Origin of the sequence: Alkalitalea saponilacus, assembly GCF_900168165.1 — a bacterium.
Lineage (GTDB): Bacteria > Bacteroidota > Bacteroidia > Bacteroidales > Marinilabiliaceae > Natronoflexus > Natronoflexus saponilacus.
This window is the reverse complement of record NZ_FUYV01000004.1, coordinates 1-17985: the sequence shown is the minus strand read 5'-3', so window position 1 is coordinate 17985 and position 17985 is coordinate 1. Positions and strand designations below refer to the sequence as shown.

General features: G+C 37.8%; 13 protein-coding genes. 10 read left to right on the top strand and 3 right to left on the bottom strand.

Going from position 1 to position 17985, the window contains the following annotated elements:
- Positions 1–108: 108 nt before the first annotated feature.
- Complete coding sequence (locus tag B5X70_RS04545) at positions 109–873, top strand: tetratricopeptide repeat protein (protein WP_079556703.1); 765 nt, start codon at positions 109–111, stop codon at positions 871–873.
- 157 nt (positions 874–1030) lie between these two features.
- Here B5X70_RS04545 and B5X70_RS04540 read toward each other — a convergent pair whose 3' ends face one another.
- Together B5X70_RS04540 and B5X70_RS04535 are read right to left on the bottom strand one after the other, a co-directional pair.
- The gene (locus tag B5X70_RS04540; RefSeq protein WP_079556702.1) at positions 1031–2368 is read right to left on the bottom strand and encodes a sensor histidine kinase; all 1338 of its coding nucleotides are present in this window, start codon (positions 2366–2368) and stop codon (positions 1031–1033) included.
- Positions 2358–3716 carry a sigma-54-dependent transcriptional regulator gene (locus tag B5X70_RS04535; RefSeq protein WP_079556701.1) on the bottom strand — a complete coding sequence of 453 codons (1359 nt, stop codon included), beginning with the start codon at positions 3714–3716 and terminating at the stop codon, positions 2358–2360. Before B5X70_RS04535 ends, B5X70_RS04540 begins: the two co-directional genes overlap by 11 nt.
- 286 nt (positions 3717–4002) lie before the next feature.
- Between B5X70_RS04535 and B5X70_RS04530 the strand changes: the two genes are divergently transcribed.
- The 8 genes from B5X70_RS04530 (at position 4003) to B5X70_RS04495 (ending at position 15327) form a co-directional block, all read left to right on the top strand.
- Positions 4003–5325, top strand: coding sequence for a TolC family protein (locus B5X70_RS04530; RefSeq protein WP_079556700.1), 1323 nt, complete (start codon positions 4003–4005; stop codon positions 5323–5325).
- A gap of 29 nt (positions 5326–5354) precedes the next feature.
- Complete coding sequence (locus B5X70_RS04525; RefSeq protein ID WP_079556699.1) at positions 5355–6605, top strand: efflux RND transporter periplasmic adaptor subunit; 1251 nt, start codon at positions 5355–5357, stop codon at positions 6603–6605.
- A 124-nt stretch (positions 6606–6729) separates the two neighbouring features.
- Positions 6730–7092, top strand: coding sequence for a four helix bundle protein (locus B5X70_RS04520; protein ID WP_079556698.1), 363 nt, complete (start codon positions 6730–6732; stop codon positions 7090–7092).
- 104 nt (positions 7093–7196) lie between these two features.
- Positions 7197–7895, top strand: coding sequence for an ABC transporter ATP-binding protein (locus B5X70_RS04515; RefSeq protein WP_079556697.1), 699 nt, complete (start codon positions 7197–7199; stop codon positions 7893–7895).
- Between the two features lie 27 nt (positions 7896–7922).
- Positions 7923–10313: an ABC transporter permease gene (locus B5X70_RS04510; RefSeq protein WP_079556696.1), complete on the top strand. Its 2391-nt coding sequence runs from the start codon at positions 7923–7925 to the stop codon at positions 10311–10313.
- Positions 10314–10385: 72 nt separating this feature from the next.
- Positions 10386–12716 (top strand): ABC transporter permease, encoded by a 2331-nt coding sequence (locus tag B5X70_RS04505; protein ID WP_079556695.1) that lies wholly within the window; start codon positions 10386–10388, stop codon positions 12714–12716.
- 282 nt (positions 12717–12998) lie between these two features.
- Positions 12999–13373 carry an ABC transporter permease gene (locus B5X70_RS04500; protein WP_079556694.1) on the top strand — a complete coding sequence of 125 codons (375 nt, stop codon included), beginning with the start codon at positions 12999–13001 and terminating at the stop codon, positions 13371–13373.
- A gap of 205 nt (positions 13374–13578) precedes the next feature.
- On the top strand, positions 13579–15327 hold the full coding sequence (locus B5X70_RS04495; RefSeq protein ID WP_079556693.1) for a glycoside hydrolase family 43 protein: 1749 nt from the start codon (positions 13579–13581) through the stop codon (positions 15325–15327).
- A gap of 364 nt (positions 15328–15691) precedes the next feature.
- On the opposite strand, the gene B5X70_RS04490 is transcribed toward B5X70_RS04495, so the two are convergent.
- The gene (locus B5X70_RS04490; protein ID WP_079556692.1) at positions 15692–17521 is read right to left on the bottom strand and encodes a right-handed parallel beta-helix repeat-containing protein; all 1830 of its coding nucleotides are present in this window, start codon (positions 17519–17521) and stop codon (positions 15692–15694) included.
- A 236-nt stretch (positions 17522–17757) separates the two neighbouring features.
- Here B5X70_RS04490 and B5X70_RS04485 point away from each other — a divergent pair.
- On the top strand, positions 17758–17985 hold a 228-nt coding region (locus B5X70_RS04485), incomplete at its 3' end, for a DUF4372 domain-containing protein (RefSeq protein ID WP_143255027.1).

The following is a 17985-nucleotide window of genomic DNA, read 5'->3' as shown; positions in this document are numbered from 1 at the left end:
TTTTGGGTTGATAGTTGATGGTTTTGGGTTGGTAGTGATTTTGATTAGTGGAGAATATAGAGATAAGGATTAATGTTTTGTAGTTAAATTGCAAACTATATAAAAGCTATGAAGTTAAGTCATATATATATTATAACTATTCTGTTTATTTTTTTCACTTCATTTAGTGCAAAAGCTGATTTTAACCTGATCATTGAACGGGCTAACCAGCATTACATGGAAAGTGAATATGAGGAAGCCATTGAACTTTATGAAGAAGTTCTAACTTCAGGAATGGTTTCGGCAGATTTATACTACAATCTTGCAAATGCTTATTACCGGCACGGATATCTGCCATCGGCCATTTTAAATTACGAAAGAGCTCTTTTGCTTGCACCTCAGGATAGAGATATCAGGCATAATCTGAATCTGGCCTACAGCCAGATTACAGACAACATAGAACCAGTTGGTGAGTTCTTTCTGGTTCGTTGGTTTGCTTCATTTCGCAACAGTGCAAATCCGGATACCTGGGCATGGATTTCAATTATTACTTTCATCCTGTTTCTTACCGGACTTTTATTCTATTTCTTCTCAAGAACCATCATTTTTCGTAAAATCAGTTTCTTCCTTGCTCTTTTGGGTGTTTTGGTTTCAGGAATTTCTTTTGCATTTGCAAACAACCAAAAACAACGGCTTGAGAATCGGAACAGAGCCATCGTATTTTCGCCATCGGTAACGGTACGAAGTGCACCTGAAGCTCGCGGAACTGAACTGTTTGTTTTACATTCAGGAACCCGCGTGCGAATACTTCAGGTAATTGGCAATTGGTACGAAATTGAAATTGAAGATGGAAATGTTGGTTGGGTGCATGCGGAGCATTTGGAGGTGATTTAGTTATCAGTTAAATAAAGTTTATAGTTGCGAAGCTAGTTTTCGTCCCGAGAATCGGGAATATTTTGTTTTACTTTAAGCTGGAGAGCGGAAACCGGAGACCGTAAGAGCAATTGGCTAAACTATCAAACCATCAACTATCAACCCTAAACTCTACCCCCTACCACCTTACATAAAACTCAGTTCTTCCGGGAACTGAATTGCAGCCAATAGAACCGCCATGTGCTCTTAATATTTGTCGGGAATAGCTTAAACCTATGCCGGAACCCTCTTCTCTTGTGGTGAAAAATGGGACAAAAATTTCATCTTTTATTTCATCCGGAATGCCCGAACCGTTATCAACAACTATGATTTCAATAACATCGCCGTTAAGTAACCGGCTTGATACTTCAATTTTTCCGTTATTTTCATGATTCAACGCCTGAATGGAATTCTTTATTAAATTAATGATTACCTGTAGCATCAGTTGTTCATCCATGCGGGCATTAAAATCTATATCAGGTTTATAAAATTGTATTGATACATTTTTTTCTTCTTTCATGGGAGAAATTAGAATACTTGTGCGATCAAAAAAGGCGGTAATACTTACCTCGGACATTCTCAAATCAGGCATCCGCGAAAAGAGACGATAACTTTCAACAAACCGCATCAATGCATCACCTCTCTCCTCAATGGCATCCAAACCATTAATGGTCTGTTCCACAATCTTTGGTTTTATTTCATTTACCGGATTGTTTTTCCACAATTCACCCAAAGACTGGGCAATTGAAGTAACCGGAGTGAGAGAATTCATTATTTCATGATTCAAAACACGTATCAGTTTTAACCATGAATCAAGCTCTTTGCGTTCCAATTCACCTTTTATATCCTGCATGGTAACCAGAGTAACAGTTTCATCGCGCAATCTGATGATGGTGCTTCTGACTATTAACTGCATAGATTCTTTCTCTTTCCTGATATGAATGGTTCTCTCTTTTTGGTTTTCGCAGTTCAGAAGCAGGTCTCTTAACGATCCATTTACTTTATCAAGTTGCCGTAAGTGGGTCAGAGTATTTAACCCCAATAGCTGGAGGGTTGATTTATTGCTGTTTAACACAAATTCCTTTTCATTAAAAACCAAAACAGCCGTATCAATATGCTGGAGTATTTCACTGAAATATCGTTCGGCCATTCGTACTCTGATGCTTTTCTCCTGAATGAGGCGATTGAGGTTATTAAGAGAAGAATGCAGAGCGTTTAGAAAAGCATTACCTGTTTTCGTTGAAAACAGGGTACTTGTATCATCATTTTTTACTGATTCAATAAAATAGTGAAGTTTTTTATAGGGTTGCTGTATATATTTTACCAATCGGATGAGCATCCAGATGGTTATTATAAAAAGGGTTGCAATCATCCACAAATCCATCTTTTTGCCAAGTAAAAAGCCGATTGCCAATGAGGCCAAAACAACTAAAGAAACACGCCATATAACGCTGTTTCTAATAAGTTTATAAATCATACTTTTTAATTTTATTGTATAAAGTTTGCCGGGTAATTCCTAATTGCATGGCAACTGAGGACATATTTCCCTGATGGCGCATAATGGCGTCTTCTATCAAACTTTTTTCCATCTCCTCCAATGTTCCGCTAAACTGATTCATGGATTTTTGGCTTTCAACTTCACGAAACATAAAATCTGCAGGTTGAATTTTATCCTGATCACTTAATATTACAGCTTTCTCAATGGCGTGTTGCAATTCGCGAACGTTTCCCGGCCAGTTATATGAAAACAGTAACTCCATAGCCGAATCTGATATTTTCAACCCTGTTTTATTGTATTTTTCGGTATATTTTAAAAGAAAATGATTCACAAACCCTGGAATATCAGCTTTTCGTTGTCTAAGCGGAGGTATTTCAATATGAATTGTATTGAGACGGTAAAGTAAATCCTCACGAAAATGTCCGGTTTCAACCATATTTGGCAGATCTCCGTTGGTAGCCGAAAGTAACCGGATATTTACAGGTCGGGGTTCATTTTCTCCCAGCCGGGTAACAGTTCTGCTTTGCAGAACGGTTAACAGTTTAGCCTGCATGGGTAAAGGCAAGTTTCCTATTTCATCCAGAAAAAGAGTGCCTTCATTGGCCTCCTCAATTTTTCCGGTTCTGTCGAGTTTGGCATCTGTATAAGCACCTTTTTTATGACCAAACAGTTCACTTTCAAACAACCCCTCAACAATTGCTCCCATGTCCACCATCACCAAAGATTTGTCCTTTCTTCCGGATAACTGATGAATCTTCTTTGCAACCACCTCTTTACCGGTTCCATTTTCACCGGTTAGCAGAACATTGGCATCTGTTGCAGCCACTTTAGATATAATTTGTAAAACCTTTTTCCAGCTTTCAGACTCTCCCTCGAAAACATCTTCGACCTTACCCGCAGATATGTTAACATTGCTGGCACTCCCTTTTGCTTTTTTTCTACCGGCAGATAACCGACAAGCCGACTCAACAACCTGTAACATTTTGGTATTTTCCCAGGGTTTGGTGATAAAATCGGTAGCTCCCATACGCACGGCTTTTACTGCAAGTTCAATCCCTCCATAAGCGGTAATCATAATCACACTTAAACTGGGATATTTATCCAAAACCCGTTTTAGCCAATATATTCCTTCATTGCCACTATTAATTCCGGCAGAATAATTCATGTCCAGCAAAAGTAAATCGTAATTGGTTTTTCCCAATTCGTGTAAAAGCGAATTGGGAGAAGTTAATGTTTTAACATTCTTACACCGTCCACAGAGCAACAATTCCAGTGCTGTTAATACACTTTTATTGTCGTCAACAATTATAATGGAGGAATCCTTCATATTTCAAAAATAATTTGAATGGTTGATAGTCTGTCAGAATTTTATAGTCATAATGGACTAAAGCTACTAAAACTATGCCTGACGCAATACATCGATGTAAAAACCTGATGACTAAACAATTAATTATTACATAAAGATAACATATTGTACAAATTTCATACATGTAGTGTCTAATTTTTTTACAATACGAAGTTCACACCCCTGCTTATTCCCTGTTTATGTGATACTTACAAAACATGGCACATCTTTGGTTTAACCTAACGCAAAACCACATAAAAGAAGTGATATGCGTTGGCTGATTTTATTAATATTATTGATTTTCTCTTTCGAGATATCTGTTTCACAATCCAACGGATTGTGGACACTCGACAGATGCATTCAACATGGGCTTGAGCACAATCTGGATATCCAAATTCAGCAAAATCATCATAAAAAAGCAGAACTAAACCATCAGCAAAGCAGATGGAATCTACTTCCATCTATTAATGGATATGGAAACTCAAACTTCGATTTTCAAAGATCCACCAACCAGTTTAATCAAATAACATCTGGGAATTCTTACAATGTTCAATATGGGATAGTTGGTAGTTTGGACCTGTTTGCCGGTTTTATGAAACAAAATCACATTTCGGCTCAGAGGTATTACGCACTTGCCGTGAATGAACAAAGTGCTTACTCAAAGTTCATACTCATTAATCAAATAACAGAATTGTATGCTTTAGCAGCATACCAGAAGGAGTTGGTATCTGTTTTAGAACAACAGGTTGAGAACAACCAAAATGAGCTGGACAGAGTGATGGCTTATATTCATATTGGAAGAGCCGAACCGGTTCTTGAGTATGAAATAAGAGCTCACTTGTCGATGAGTCAACTTGAACTGACCAGAGCAAATAATCAATACCGACTGTTGAATCTTCAGTTGGCACAAACCATTCATTATCACGAAGGAGATTTTGAGATATCCGGTTTGGATTTGTTCCTCACAGAGCCTTCAATAAAGTATCAAAATGCAGATTCCGTTTATATGATGGCGGTAAGTGCTTACCCCCTTGTTTTAAAACGAGAATTGGAGTTGAACTACTATGAGAAGTTGCTGAGCATCTCAAAAGGAAGACAATCTCCCTCTCTTCAACTGAATGCAGGCTATCATTCCGCTTTCTTTTCAACCGACACCCTTCCAAACGGAGGGCAGACCTCTTTTGAAACCCAATTCGATAATTACCTGAACCCCTCCGTTTCTGTAACTCTCAATATTCCAATATTCAACGGCCGACAGAAAAGAACGGAGGTGAACAGGAGCAAAATTGATCTGGAAAACGCCCATTTAAACCTGCAAAACGAAAAATTATCCATAAAACGGGAAATTGAAGAGGCTGTGTTAAAACTTACAAACTTGTATATGGAGTATCAGAATTCTCTGGATAACCTGAAATTCAATGAAAAATCATTTGAAATTCATCAGGAAAAATTTCGTCTTGGTTTAATAACAACCAATGATTTTATGAATGCTCAACTACAACTTTCGCAGGCAAAAGCAACAATGTTGCTTTCGCGATACAGCTGGGTAGTACAAAAAGAGACCCTAAATCTCTATATGCAAGGCATTTAATTGATAAAATCATTTCAAAAAAAAGGACAATGGATAAGAAAATAGAAAAAAAGAAGGGACTGAAGAGAAGCACCATTTTAAAAATTGTTGCATCGGTAGTTATAGTTGGTGCATTGATATGGATGATTACATCTACCAACACCTCAACTTACAGAACCGGAAAAGAGAGAATAACCATAGCAGACGTAGAGTATGCTCAATTCATGGATTATATATCGGTTGTAGGAACAGTTGCTCCAATTACCACCATCATGCTTGATGTGGAAGAAGGCGGAAAGGTTATTGAAAAAGTTGTGGAAGAGGGCGCCATGTTACAAAAAGGGGATGTCATTGTTCGTCTTGAAAACAATGATTTGAACCTTCAAATTCTAAACTCTGAATCGCAACTGGCTTACCAAAGCAACGAACTTCGGAATACCATGATCAATATGGAACAGCAAAAAATTAACAACAAACAACAACTGCTGGCGATTGATTATGAGATAAGAAGACTGCGCAGAACTTATGAACAAAACAGAGAGCTAAGGGATAAAGGTTTTATTGCAGATGAAGATTACCTGATAGCAAATGAAAACTACCAACTGGCCATAGCAGAAAGAGAACTTCGCCATCAGAGAATGGTGCAGGATTCAATTTTCAGAGAGAATCAGCAGGTGCAAATGAATAACAGCCTGATAAACATGGAGCAAAACCTCAAGATAGTAAGGCAAAGATTGGAGAAGCTCAATATACAGGCACCGGCCGACGGACAATTAGGTAGCCTGAGTGTGGAACCCGGACAGTTGATTTCAAGAGGCGAAAGAATAGGACAACTTCACATTCTGGATGATTATAAAATTAGTGCCGACATTGATGAACACTACATTGACAGGGTTCGTCACGGACTAAAAGCTACATATCTGAGACAAAACGAGCGTTATGAGATAGAAGTTTACCGGGTTTATCCTGAAGTGCGAAACGGAAGATTTCAGGTTGATTTTACTTTTTCCGGTGATACACCTCAAAATCTCAGAACCGGACAAACTTATCACCTGAGTCTTGAATTGGGACAGCCGGTAGAAAGTGTCATCATTCCCAGAGGAGGCTTTTTCCAAAGTACAGGCGGGCAGTGGATCTTCGTATACAATGAGTCATCCGGAATCGCAACAAGGAGAAACATCCGCATTGGCAGACAAAATCCAACCCACTATGAAGTTCTTGATGGCCTCGAGCCGGGAGAAAAAGTAATTACCAACAACTACGATATGTTTGGAAGGAATGAGAGGATTGAGGTGAGGTAGGGAGAACGGAAAGCGGAGAACGGAGACAGGAATCTACTGTGTATTGAATTTACGGAATGATTGGAAGATGTAATTAAGGAAAATTATTTAGATTACAAAAAATCATCTACATAACCCAACTATTATGAAATCGAAAATTGAAAAATTTGAAGACTTAACGGTCTGGCAGGAGTCTGTTAATCTTGCGGAAACCATTTACAAAACACTGGCACAATGCAATGACTTTGGTTTAAGAGACCAAATAAGAAGAGCCGCAATTTCGGTTCCTAGTAATATTGCGGAAGGATTTGACAGACAAACCAATAAAGAATTCATTCAATTTCTGCATATAGCCAAAGGTTCGGCTGCTGAAGTACGAACACAGATATATTTGGCTGTGCGACTAAAATATATAGACCAAGAAACTGGAGATCTTCTTCTTGACCAAACAAGGAAAATATCCTCAATGCTATTTAAACTTATTCAAATCAGAAAAGAGAGATTTTAACAAAAATACTAATCACAGAAGATCATATAATCAGTCTCCGGTTTCCGGTCTCCAAAATCCGGTCTCCTGTCTCCGATTTCCGATCTCCATTATTTTCAAAAAAAATGATACAGACAAAAAACCTTACAAAAATCTTCAGAACTGAAGAAATTGAAACGTTGGCATTGAACAACGTGAATTTTGAAGTAAAAAACGGCGAATTTGTAGCTGTTATGGGTCCTTCGGGGTGTGGAAAGTCCACTCTGCTGAACATCATTGGTTTATTGGATAACCCTGATGATGGGAACTACTTTTTTGATGGAACAGACGTAGCCGGTTATAAAGAAAGCCAGCGTACCAACCTGAGAAAAGGGAATATTGGGTTTGTTTTTCAGAGTTTTAATCTGATTGATGAATTGAATGTATTTGAAAATGTTGAGCTTCCGTTAATGTACCTCAAAATACCTCCAAAAAAGAGGAAGGAGATGGTTCATTCGGTTTTAGACCGAATGAACATAAGCCATCGGGCTAAGCATTTTCCTCAACAACTATCCGGAGGTCAGCAACAACGCGTTGCCATTGCCAGAGCAGTTGTAGCAAATCCCAAATTGATACTTGCCGATGAGCCCACAGGTAATCTGGATTCCAAAAACGGCCTTGAGGTGATGAATCTGCTTACAGAGCTTAACCGGGAAGGAACCACCATTGTAATGGTTACCCACTCATTGCACGATGCCGGATTTGCTCACAGAACAGTCAACCTGTTTGATGGTCAAATAATAACAGAAGAATTCAAAAAAGAATTGGGCGAAGCTTTGTTATAGTAAATTCCAACTAAACATCCTCATAACATGAACATTATCAACATCCGTTCAACAATTAACCATCTAAGAAACAATAAATTTCATGCAATACTCAATATTTTTGGGTTGGCATTCGGTTTTCTCTTCTTTTTGCACATTTCTCTTTACGTAGCATACGAGCAGGCTTATGATTCATTCTGGCCTGACCATGAAAAAATATTTCGTGTAAATTATGACATAACCCAGGCAGGAGAACAGGTATTGCATTCAACCAAAACACCAAGAGGCTTATTCCGTGTGCTTAAAGATGAAATACCCGAAATAGAATTTTCAGGGATAGCTTATATTGAACAGGTGTTGGTACGTTATGAGGACAGATATTTCAGCGATCAACCAGACCTATGGGTTGAAGGTGATTTTTACGAGATTTTTAATTTGGAGTTATTGCGCGGAAAAGCAACTTTAAATGCTCCCAATACATGCATCATTTCTGAATCGAAAGCCAGAGAAATCTTTGGAAATGAAGACCCCATAGGTAAGGTGTTGATTGTAAATGAAGGAATGCGTCATGAAATAACCGGAATATTTAAAGACCTGCCATTAAATTCCCATATTCATTTTGATTACTTTATGCCGATTCGTATCTGGGTGACTATGGGAGTTATACCAGATGTGGACCATTTTTATGGCAGTTCCTGGTGGACTTACATTAAACTTACAGAAGGTGTTTCGGCCGAAATGGTAGAAAAATCCCTGGAAACAGTAATTGATAAATACTTTACTCATTTACCACAACAAAACAGAGAAGGAAAACTTACTCTTCAGCCTCTTAACGATATCCATTTCAGTACACTTCGCGATGGAGAACTGGGAGTTAGCACCCAAAAGAGTACTGTAAGTGCTCTTATGCTGATAGCCGCTCTGATACTGATGGTGGTATGGATGAATTATGTCATTCTCTCAACAGCACTTTCGCGAAAACGATTGAATGTTTTTGCAACTTTAAGAAAATTGGGTGCAAGTAAAATGACTTTGGTAAAATTGGCCATTAGTGAGAGTGTGATAATTAATTTGGGAGCAGTTGTGCTTGGTGCATTTCTTTATTTGGTTACCCATGAAACATTTACCCAAATGACAGGTGTTAACATAAGGGATGGTTTAGTCGATTACACAACAATATTGGTTCTTACATTTATGCTGATTACAATTGGCATTGTAATTACTGCCTTCATCAGTTCAATTCCCATGCTTAAAGTAAATCCGGCACTTCAACAACAGAAAAAAATCAGTAAGAACAGTGGTTCACAGTGGCTGGTTGCTCTACAGTTCTTTACATCTGTTTTTTTGGTTATTTCTTCTATTACTGTTACAAAACAAATACGATTCATGCAAAAAGCGGAGTTGGGAATTGAATTAGAAGAGGTAATTGTGCTTAATGGAGCTGCATCTACCCATAGTGACGGCAGGAGAAGAGAAAACTTCATCACTTTCAGAGATGAAGTGGCGCAACTTGCCGGTGTATTGAATGGAACTGCCAGTATGAACGTTCCGGGACAGGCTGTTCGCTTCCGCAACAGCAACATTTCGAGACCAGAGCAACAGAGTATCTTAACTCAACAGGTACCGGTAAGTCATATTGACGATGGATACCTGGAAACCTATGGACTACAGCTTCTTGCCGGAAATAATTTTGAACAACCATTTTGGAATGATTCAATTAATGTATTGATCAGCGAAAACATGGTCAAGTTATTGGATTTCAACTCTCCTGCCGAAGCAATAAACAGGCAGATAATGATGGACAACCGACTTTATAACATTAAAGGTGTTGTGAACGATTTTCACCACGAGGGACTAAAAAAGCCTGCGGAACCAATCATTTTCACACATGTTCATCCTTACGAATTTGGGTTCTATTCTTTCAGGATTACTGGAGATGTAAATCATGTAATAAATCAATTAAGTCGGATATGGAGAGAGCATTACCCCAACGACCCGATGGATTATTTCTTTAGTAATGAATATTTTAACCAACAATACAAAGACGAGCAGCGATTAAGCAAAATCCTGACATGGTTTACTCTATTTTCAATTGCCTTGGCATCCCTTGGACTATTCGGTTTGGTAAGTTTTTATGCGCAACAACGAACAAAAGAGATAGGTATCAGAAAAGTTAATGGAGCCACGGTTACCGACATCATAAAATTACTCTTTAGCTTCTTTATCCGTTATGAAGTTTCAGCATTTTTACTGGCTTGCCCACTGGCCTGGTATTTTATGAACCGGTGGTTACAAGGATATGCATATCAGACACAATTAAGTTGGTGGATTTTTCTGCTTACTGGGATAATAGCAATCGCCATATCCCTAATCTCAGTTTTCGCACAAAGTTACAAAGCAGCCACCAGAAATCCTGTAGAAGCAATTCGGTACGAGTAATTAATTATCAACATCTCATCAATAAACGGAGAATTATTATTTGTCAGAAAAAATCATCTAAAACATGAAGTTATGAATACCATCACCTATATCTTCAGAAAGCTGCAAAAGGACAAGGTTCCAAATTACCTTGGCATTGCAGGATTGGCAACAGGACTAATTTGTGTACTATACATTTTTTTCTGGGTTACCAATGAAATAAATTATGACCGTTTCCATGAAAATACTGATGAGATATTTGTTGTTCATGCAATTATGGAAGGCGGAGATGAACCCATTAACTTTCATGGAGCTCCTCCGGCAGTTGCAACTGCTTTACAAAACGAGCATCCTCAGGTTACGAATACAGCCAGAATGATGCCTGCATTTGCAGAATGGATGCTCTCCTATAATGGTGAAAAGCAAATGCGCTACACCGCATTTGCAGATTACAGCATTTTCGATATTTTTTCCTTTGAATTTATTTATGGCAGTCCCGGCGAACCTACTGTAAGAAATCAGATAGTAATTACTGAATCAACTGCCATAAATCTGTTTGGAGATAAAAACCCTGTTGGTGAAATCATCAATTTCAACAACATGGAAAACCTGGTTGTTGCTGGTGTTATAAAGGACATCCCCCACAATTCATCCATTCAGTTTCAGGCATTGATACCCCTCGAAATGATAACCACCATTTTCGAAAATGAAAGTTTTCTTAATACTTGGTACAACAATGCTTTTATGACCTTTGGCTTGCTGAACGATGCTAAAAGCTTTCCTGTTATTGAAGAAGCTGTAAAGAACCGAATTCAGCAAGTGTACCCTGACTCCACAAATTTCCTGAGAGCATACAAATTTAAAAACACCTGGCTGTACGAAATGAATAATATCAGAAACATCAGAATATTTTCATTTATTGGCCTTCTGATATTGCTGACAGCAATTCTGAATTTCATCAATTTGAACACAGCAAGATCTGCCAGACAGGTAAAGGAAAATGGAATCAGAAAAAGCCTTGGTGCAGTTAAAAGCAACCTGATAAAAATTGTTTACTCCGAGATTTCTGTTGTTTGTTTAATCGCCTTTTCAATGGCATTGGTTGTTACTATAATTGGTCTGCCAAAATTCAACCAGTTCATAAATAAAGAGATTGAATTGACCTCATTGCTACATTGGGCACCGTTGTCAATACTTACATTACTGCTTTTCATAACCATATTATTGTCCGGTCTCTATCCTGCCATTGTTTTATCAGGATATTCTCCGGTTCAATCCCTCAGAAGTTCTTTTCAAAGTATTAAAAACCGAGGCATCCTGAGGAACTCCTTAATCATTACAATCTTTGTAATGTCAATTGCTTTGTTAGGTTCTACGTTTGTTATTAACAACCAAATATCCCATTTACAAAAACTTGACCTCGGTTTTACAAAAGATCAGATCGTATATGTGCGCTTAAACGGCCAACTTCAATCACAAGCATCAACGCTACAGAACGAACTGTCAAGAAATCCGAATATCCTTTCAACAGCAGTGCTATCCAACTTGCCAAATGCCATAGGAAACAATGGGGAAGGATGGAACTGGGAAAACAGAAACATTGAATTCCGGCCATTGGTTTTCAACTGGTACACAAGTCACGATTTATTAGAAACACTTGAAGTTGAACTGAACGAAGGTACTTTTTTCAGAGAGAATCAACAAAATGCTGTGGTCATCAACAGGACTTTTGCACGTATGATTGGCTGGGACAATTTCCAGGGCAGAAGCATCACAAACTGGGACAACAGTTATGAAATTGCTGGAGTGGTTGAAGATTTTCACTTTAATAATATTGGAACTGCTACTGAACCAATTGCCATCTTTCCGGCTGCCAGAGATTGGGATGCCAATTTTCTTGCCATTAAAATCGCATCACAAAACATCAGCGAGACGCTCAGTTATATCAGGGATAAAGCAATAAATATTGAGCCAGCTTTTCCAATTCAACCCACATTTCTGGAGCATGAGTACAGAGTAATGCTTGAGCCTGAAAACAATCTCAAAAAACTCATCTCTATATTTACACTGTTTGCCATAATTGTTCTCACTTTAGGACTTACAGGACTGATTATGTTTATGGCTGAGCAAAAAACTAAAGAAATTGGAATAAGAAAATCATTGGGTGAAGAAACCCATTCTATTATACTGCGGCTACTGAAACCATTTATAATTGCGGGGTTAATTTCATCCATCATTGCCATACCACTTTCGTGGTATGCCATGAGCAGATGGCTTGAAAATTATGCACAAAGAATTACACCGGGCATTGATACATTTTTGTTTGCTTCGGCTATCACCATTCTACTGGCAATAATAACCGTAAGCATACAAAGTTGGAATGCTGCACGAAAAAACCCAATCCATGCTTTACGAAATGAATAGAAACACCCTAACTCACTCTTTATGAAAACATCAATAATAAAAATCGGAATAATCTTATGGTCAATATCAGGATGGTCTTGTACCATCCTGAAAAAAGTAGAATACTCAGCCATCCAGACAAATTATTTTATCCACAATGAAATTTGATGAAGAAACAAATGCTTTTAATGGCATATTAAATCCCGATATCCATATACCATATATTGCCAGCGAACATTAAAAAACAACCGACCCGGTATTAGACAATCTAATTAACTACCTAAAAGCCAAAAAGTAATTAAAATGTCCTCAACAGGTGCGCTACTTGCTTCCATCATCAGTTTTATGGGGCTTCTGGCACTTTCTGTTTTAAAGGTGAACAGGAGAACCAAAGAAATAGGCATGCGCAAGGTTCTCGGAGACTCTGAGAGCGGAATTTTAAACATGCTTCTTAAGGAGACACTGGTATTACTTCTTTTATCAATGATTATTGCATTCATTGCAAGTTACATCTCAATGAATTATTGGTTATCGGGTTTCTCAGACCGTATTTCATTGCATTGGAGCCATTTTGTAATAAGCGGAATTTCAGCAGCAATCATCATGATGATTGCTGTTGGATGGCAAAGCTGGAGGGCTGCAATAAAGAATCCGGTGGAAAGTTTGAGGTATGAGTAACCTAATGCATATATCTTGATCAATGAACCTACCTTAAGATTAAGCATTGTAATATGATAAGAAATGAAATGAACAGTATTAAAATTCTTTAATCTACAATCCAGGTTCCTTATTTCTCATTATTATTAATCTTTTTCTATGATATTCAAGTGATTTATATTTTCTTTGAGAATTATTTATTCAATTTACAAGAAAACAAACAATTATGAAAAGCTATTTATTTATCATTGGTGTCATTTTTCTTTTTTCCTGTAGCAAAAATTCAACTATTAAAGTGAATCCAGGAGAAGCATATTTCGAATATGTGAAATATACAGGAAATGATCCCTATTATGATCAACATCCTCTTGGTGAAGGGCAATTTTACAACCCTATTCTTCCGGGTTTTTACCCTGATCCTTCCATTTGCCAGAAAGGAGATGATTATTATTTAGTTAATTCAACATTCTCGTTCTTTCCGGGAGTACCTATCTTTCACAGTACCGATTTAGTGAATTGGACACAATTAGGGCATGTACTTGACCGCCCTTCTCAATTTAACAATGATTCATTACCCGTATCGGCAGGTATTTTTGCTCCGCAAATTTCATACAATCCTCATAACGACACTTTCTATATGATTACAACTTATGTAAGAGGTGGAGGAAATTTTTATGTAACTGCTAAAGACCCGGCAGGACCATGGAGCGATCCGGTTTGGTTACCTGAGGTGCCGGACATTGATCCATCCATATTCTTTGATGACGATGGCAGAGCCTATATTACCAACAACCAGGATCCTGAAGGAGGATCTACATATGTGGGACATAAAGCTACCTGGATACAGGAATTTGACTGGAAAAACAATAAAACGGTTGGTCCTCGCAAGATGATTCGTGATGGAGGCCATGACTTAGCTGAGAAACCCGTTTGGATTGAAGCACCCCACATATTTAAATTACATGGTTATTACTACTTAACAACTGCTGAAGGTGGAACATCTATCCACCATTCGCAGGTAATTTTCCGCAGCAAGGACATTTGGGGGCCATATGAAACCAATCCCAATAATCCAATCTTAACGCAACGCCATCTTCCGGCCGACAGAGAATTTCCTGTTACCAATGTAGGTCATGCAGATTATGTACAAACAAGTGAGGGTGACTGGTATGCAGTATTTTTAGGATGCCGTCCTTACACGGTTAATAATGAGTACAATATCGGTCGTGAAACGTTCCTTTTGCCCTTCAACTGGGACAACGAATGGCCCGAATTCCTGCCCATGGATGCAACGATACCTCTAACACTCGACAAACCCAATTTGGAAAATAAACTTCCAAGTGATAAACCTGTAATGGGGAATGGAAATTTTTCATGGACTGAAGATTTCATTGGCGGCGAACTTGCTTTCGATTGGGTATTTTTAAGGACGTTACGCGAAAAATGGTATACTCTGGAAGAAGGAAAACCGGGAATAACGATTAAACTTAGAGATGTAAATATCAGGGAATTAAAACAACCATCTTTTTTAGCTCGTCGTCAACAGCATCATAACATGAGTATCGAAACCAAACTCGCATTTAATCCTCAAAATGAACAGGAACTGGCAGGGCTTGTACTATTCCAAAATGAAGCTTATCATTTGACTTTAGGTGTTACTCTAATCGATGGAAAAACCCATGTGGTTGTTCAAAACGCAAAGGAAGACCCAAGCATTGTACGCAATATGTCCGGTGATAATTTTGACGGCACAGTAGAAAAAGTAATTTTGGCTCAAAAAGATATATCAGATCATTACAATGGTGAAATTCTTTTAAGAGCTTCAATGAAGGATGGCGAATTTAGTTTTGAGGCAAATTCAAATGGCACTTGGGAAAAACTGGCAGACGGAATCGATGCCACTTATTTGAGTACCGAAAAAGCAGGTGGATTTATTGGCACAATGATGGGGCTGTATGCCTCCTCAAATGAATAGACTGGTTAACCCTTAAATACAGTTCAGAAAACTTGATATTTATGTAGCTTTACTTTTTTCAGTTTTTGCTATCCATATATTACTAACAAGTTTCTGAGATTCTTAACATACTGAATTGGAATGGTTATTATCTTAACCATTCCAATTTTTGTATTTAAATAACTGAAAGAGGCAACAAGTATTTACAACTTAATAGTTTAATAAATTTTCACCTTGAGAGAAGTCGCAAATTGCTGATGCAACCTTAATGCACTTCCGTTGTCAATCTTGAAAACTTTAAAATACATAAAGCTTATCACAAAAAAAATCGCAACTCTAAGCATCATATGCAAAGAGTTGCGATTTTTTATATAGAACTATTCTCTTATGGAGCTACTGCGCCAATAAATGCTTCCTTATCAGCACTAACACCCATCATGGTTAAGACCTCTTCAGGTGTTTTTGTTGGATTACCTAATCCAACAAAATCATTTGATAACTTAAAAGAATTATCATTGATATCTACAAAAACATCCCCTTCAAAATTGTCAATATAGATACATTCAGAAGAAAACTGGGGGAGGAATTCATTAAGTTCAGCAGAAGTATAAAACTTCCTCATACACTCCTCATTCGAATATGGACTCCAATCTATCAATGCTGGTTTATCCCCTTCAACATCATAATACCTTACAAATACATTGTTGTTGAATATTGAAAAGTGAGGTGTAGTTAGTCTGTCACACATATGTGAAGGCTGACCTGCCATCACCATTGGCGAATCATTATCCTCAGTCATAATCATCAGGTTATTCACAAAAATGTGTCTGTCGCGTTCCTCTACGCCAGGACCAAGGGTTACATGCCACCCAAAAGTGCCAAGTTGGTCTCCTCTGCTATCGCGACGGATGTTCACTTTACTGTTAATCATTGTATTGTTGTAAATTTTTGCATTTGCAGCATTCAACACAAAAATACTTTGATCACAATTTACAAATACGTTACCTGCTACAGTAATACGATCTGAAATTTCATGAAAGAATCCACTATGAGCAACATTCTCTACATGGTTATTGATAAAAAAACCATCAAGATTACCTACATCCCACCAAACTCCATTTGAATGAGCATGATTGCGAACCAGATTTTCTCTCACAACTGCTCTGTGGCTCTGGTTAAATATTTTCACTGAAGAGGGATAAAAACCAGTCCATTGTTCAATGTTGTTATTTTCAAAGATATTTCTTTCGAGCAGAACATCATTTGACGCAACAACATAAACACCTTCTGCATTAGTGTTGTACACATTACAATTTCTCATTACCAAACTATCGCTAAGTGCAAACATGGCAATTCTGAAATTGTTAGAAAATGTACAATTTTCGAATTTAGTTCCTACAACATCTCGTCCGTGTTGATCAATGGCAAGTCCTACACCACCAATATGAACCATGGTATCGGGATACTGTGTAAAAGTGATTCCACGAATCACTGGTCCCCTGTCGTCAGGAGTTTTTCCGTGCACGGGATATATTACCCGGTGAATAGCTTTCCTGAAAGCAGTAATCTCAATTAACCTGCCTTCGGGGTTAGTACCTATATATATCCTGTTTTCATCATAATCTACATAGTAAGTTCCTTCATCCACCTCATCTGTGCTTCCGGCGGATTGTAAAAAGTCTCCATCTACAAAGACTGCATCGTTATTAAACCGATGCAAAGGTGTTTGTTCGATGTTACGTTCTTCATTCCACCAATCTTCCGGTCCTGCAGGAAAAAGATACTCCCAATCGGTTACCCATAGTCCATCATTAACCATCGTCCATGAATCAGCAACTAAAGTTCCATTTAAAACCGGCTTTTCGTCACGATAGGCCTGAATTGTGACTCCCTGATTAAACAGCAAATCACCTGTGCGATACGTTCCCCCTCTTAAGATTATAGCATCTCCGGAAACCACACGCGTAAATACCTCTTCAATAGTTGTCGGCGCATCAGCGGATGATCCTACCGAAGCTGCATCTCCATTAGGAGAAACAAAATAAATGGTACCGGAAACATCAGGTAATTGGTATGTTTTCTCAATCGGACCGTAAACTATTTCTGTATCCTTTTCAACAGGTTGGGTACAAGATTTCAATGTAACAAACATCAAAAGAAACATCCATAATGGGATGAAACCAGGCATTGACTTCATTCTTAGTTGACTTTTCATAGTAAGAAAATTATAATATTTAGTATTAAAATAGTGTTAAGTAATTATTACAAATTGCTAAATTATAAAGTCTGAGCATAAATGAAGGGTAGATATTTGTTTATGAGGTGTAATTTTTATTAAAATGCAGGAATCATAGCTTTTTTATCAATAGCGTCCTAAACGATTAAAAAAGTGAGAAGGAATTTAAGTATCTCAAATTATCTTTGAGGTGCACAACAAAAAAACCTTCTCACATGTCAAAGATAAATTTATTTGCTCAAATAATTTCAAAGTTAGACCGTAGTTCCTTTAAGTCTCTTGTTAAAGAAAAGGAAACAGACAAGCATCAAAAAGGCTATAATAGTTGGACGCATTTGATTTCTATGTTATTTTGCCAGTTTGCAAAAAGTCAATCAGTCCGAGATATTAGCAATGGGTTAAAATCTGCCACTGGAAACCTGAATCATCTAGGGATTCAAAAG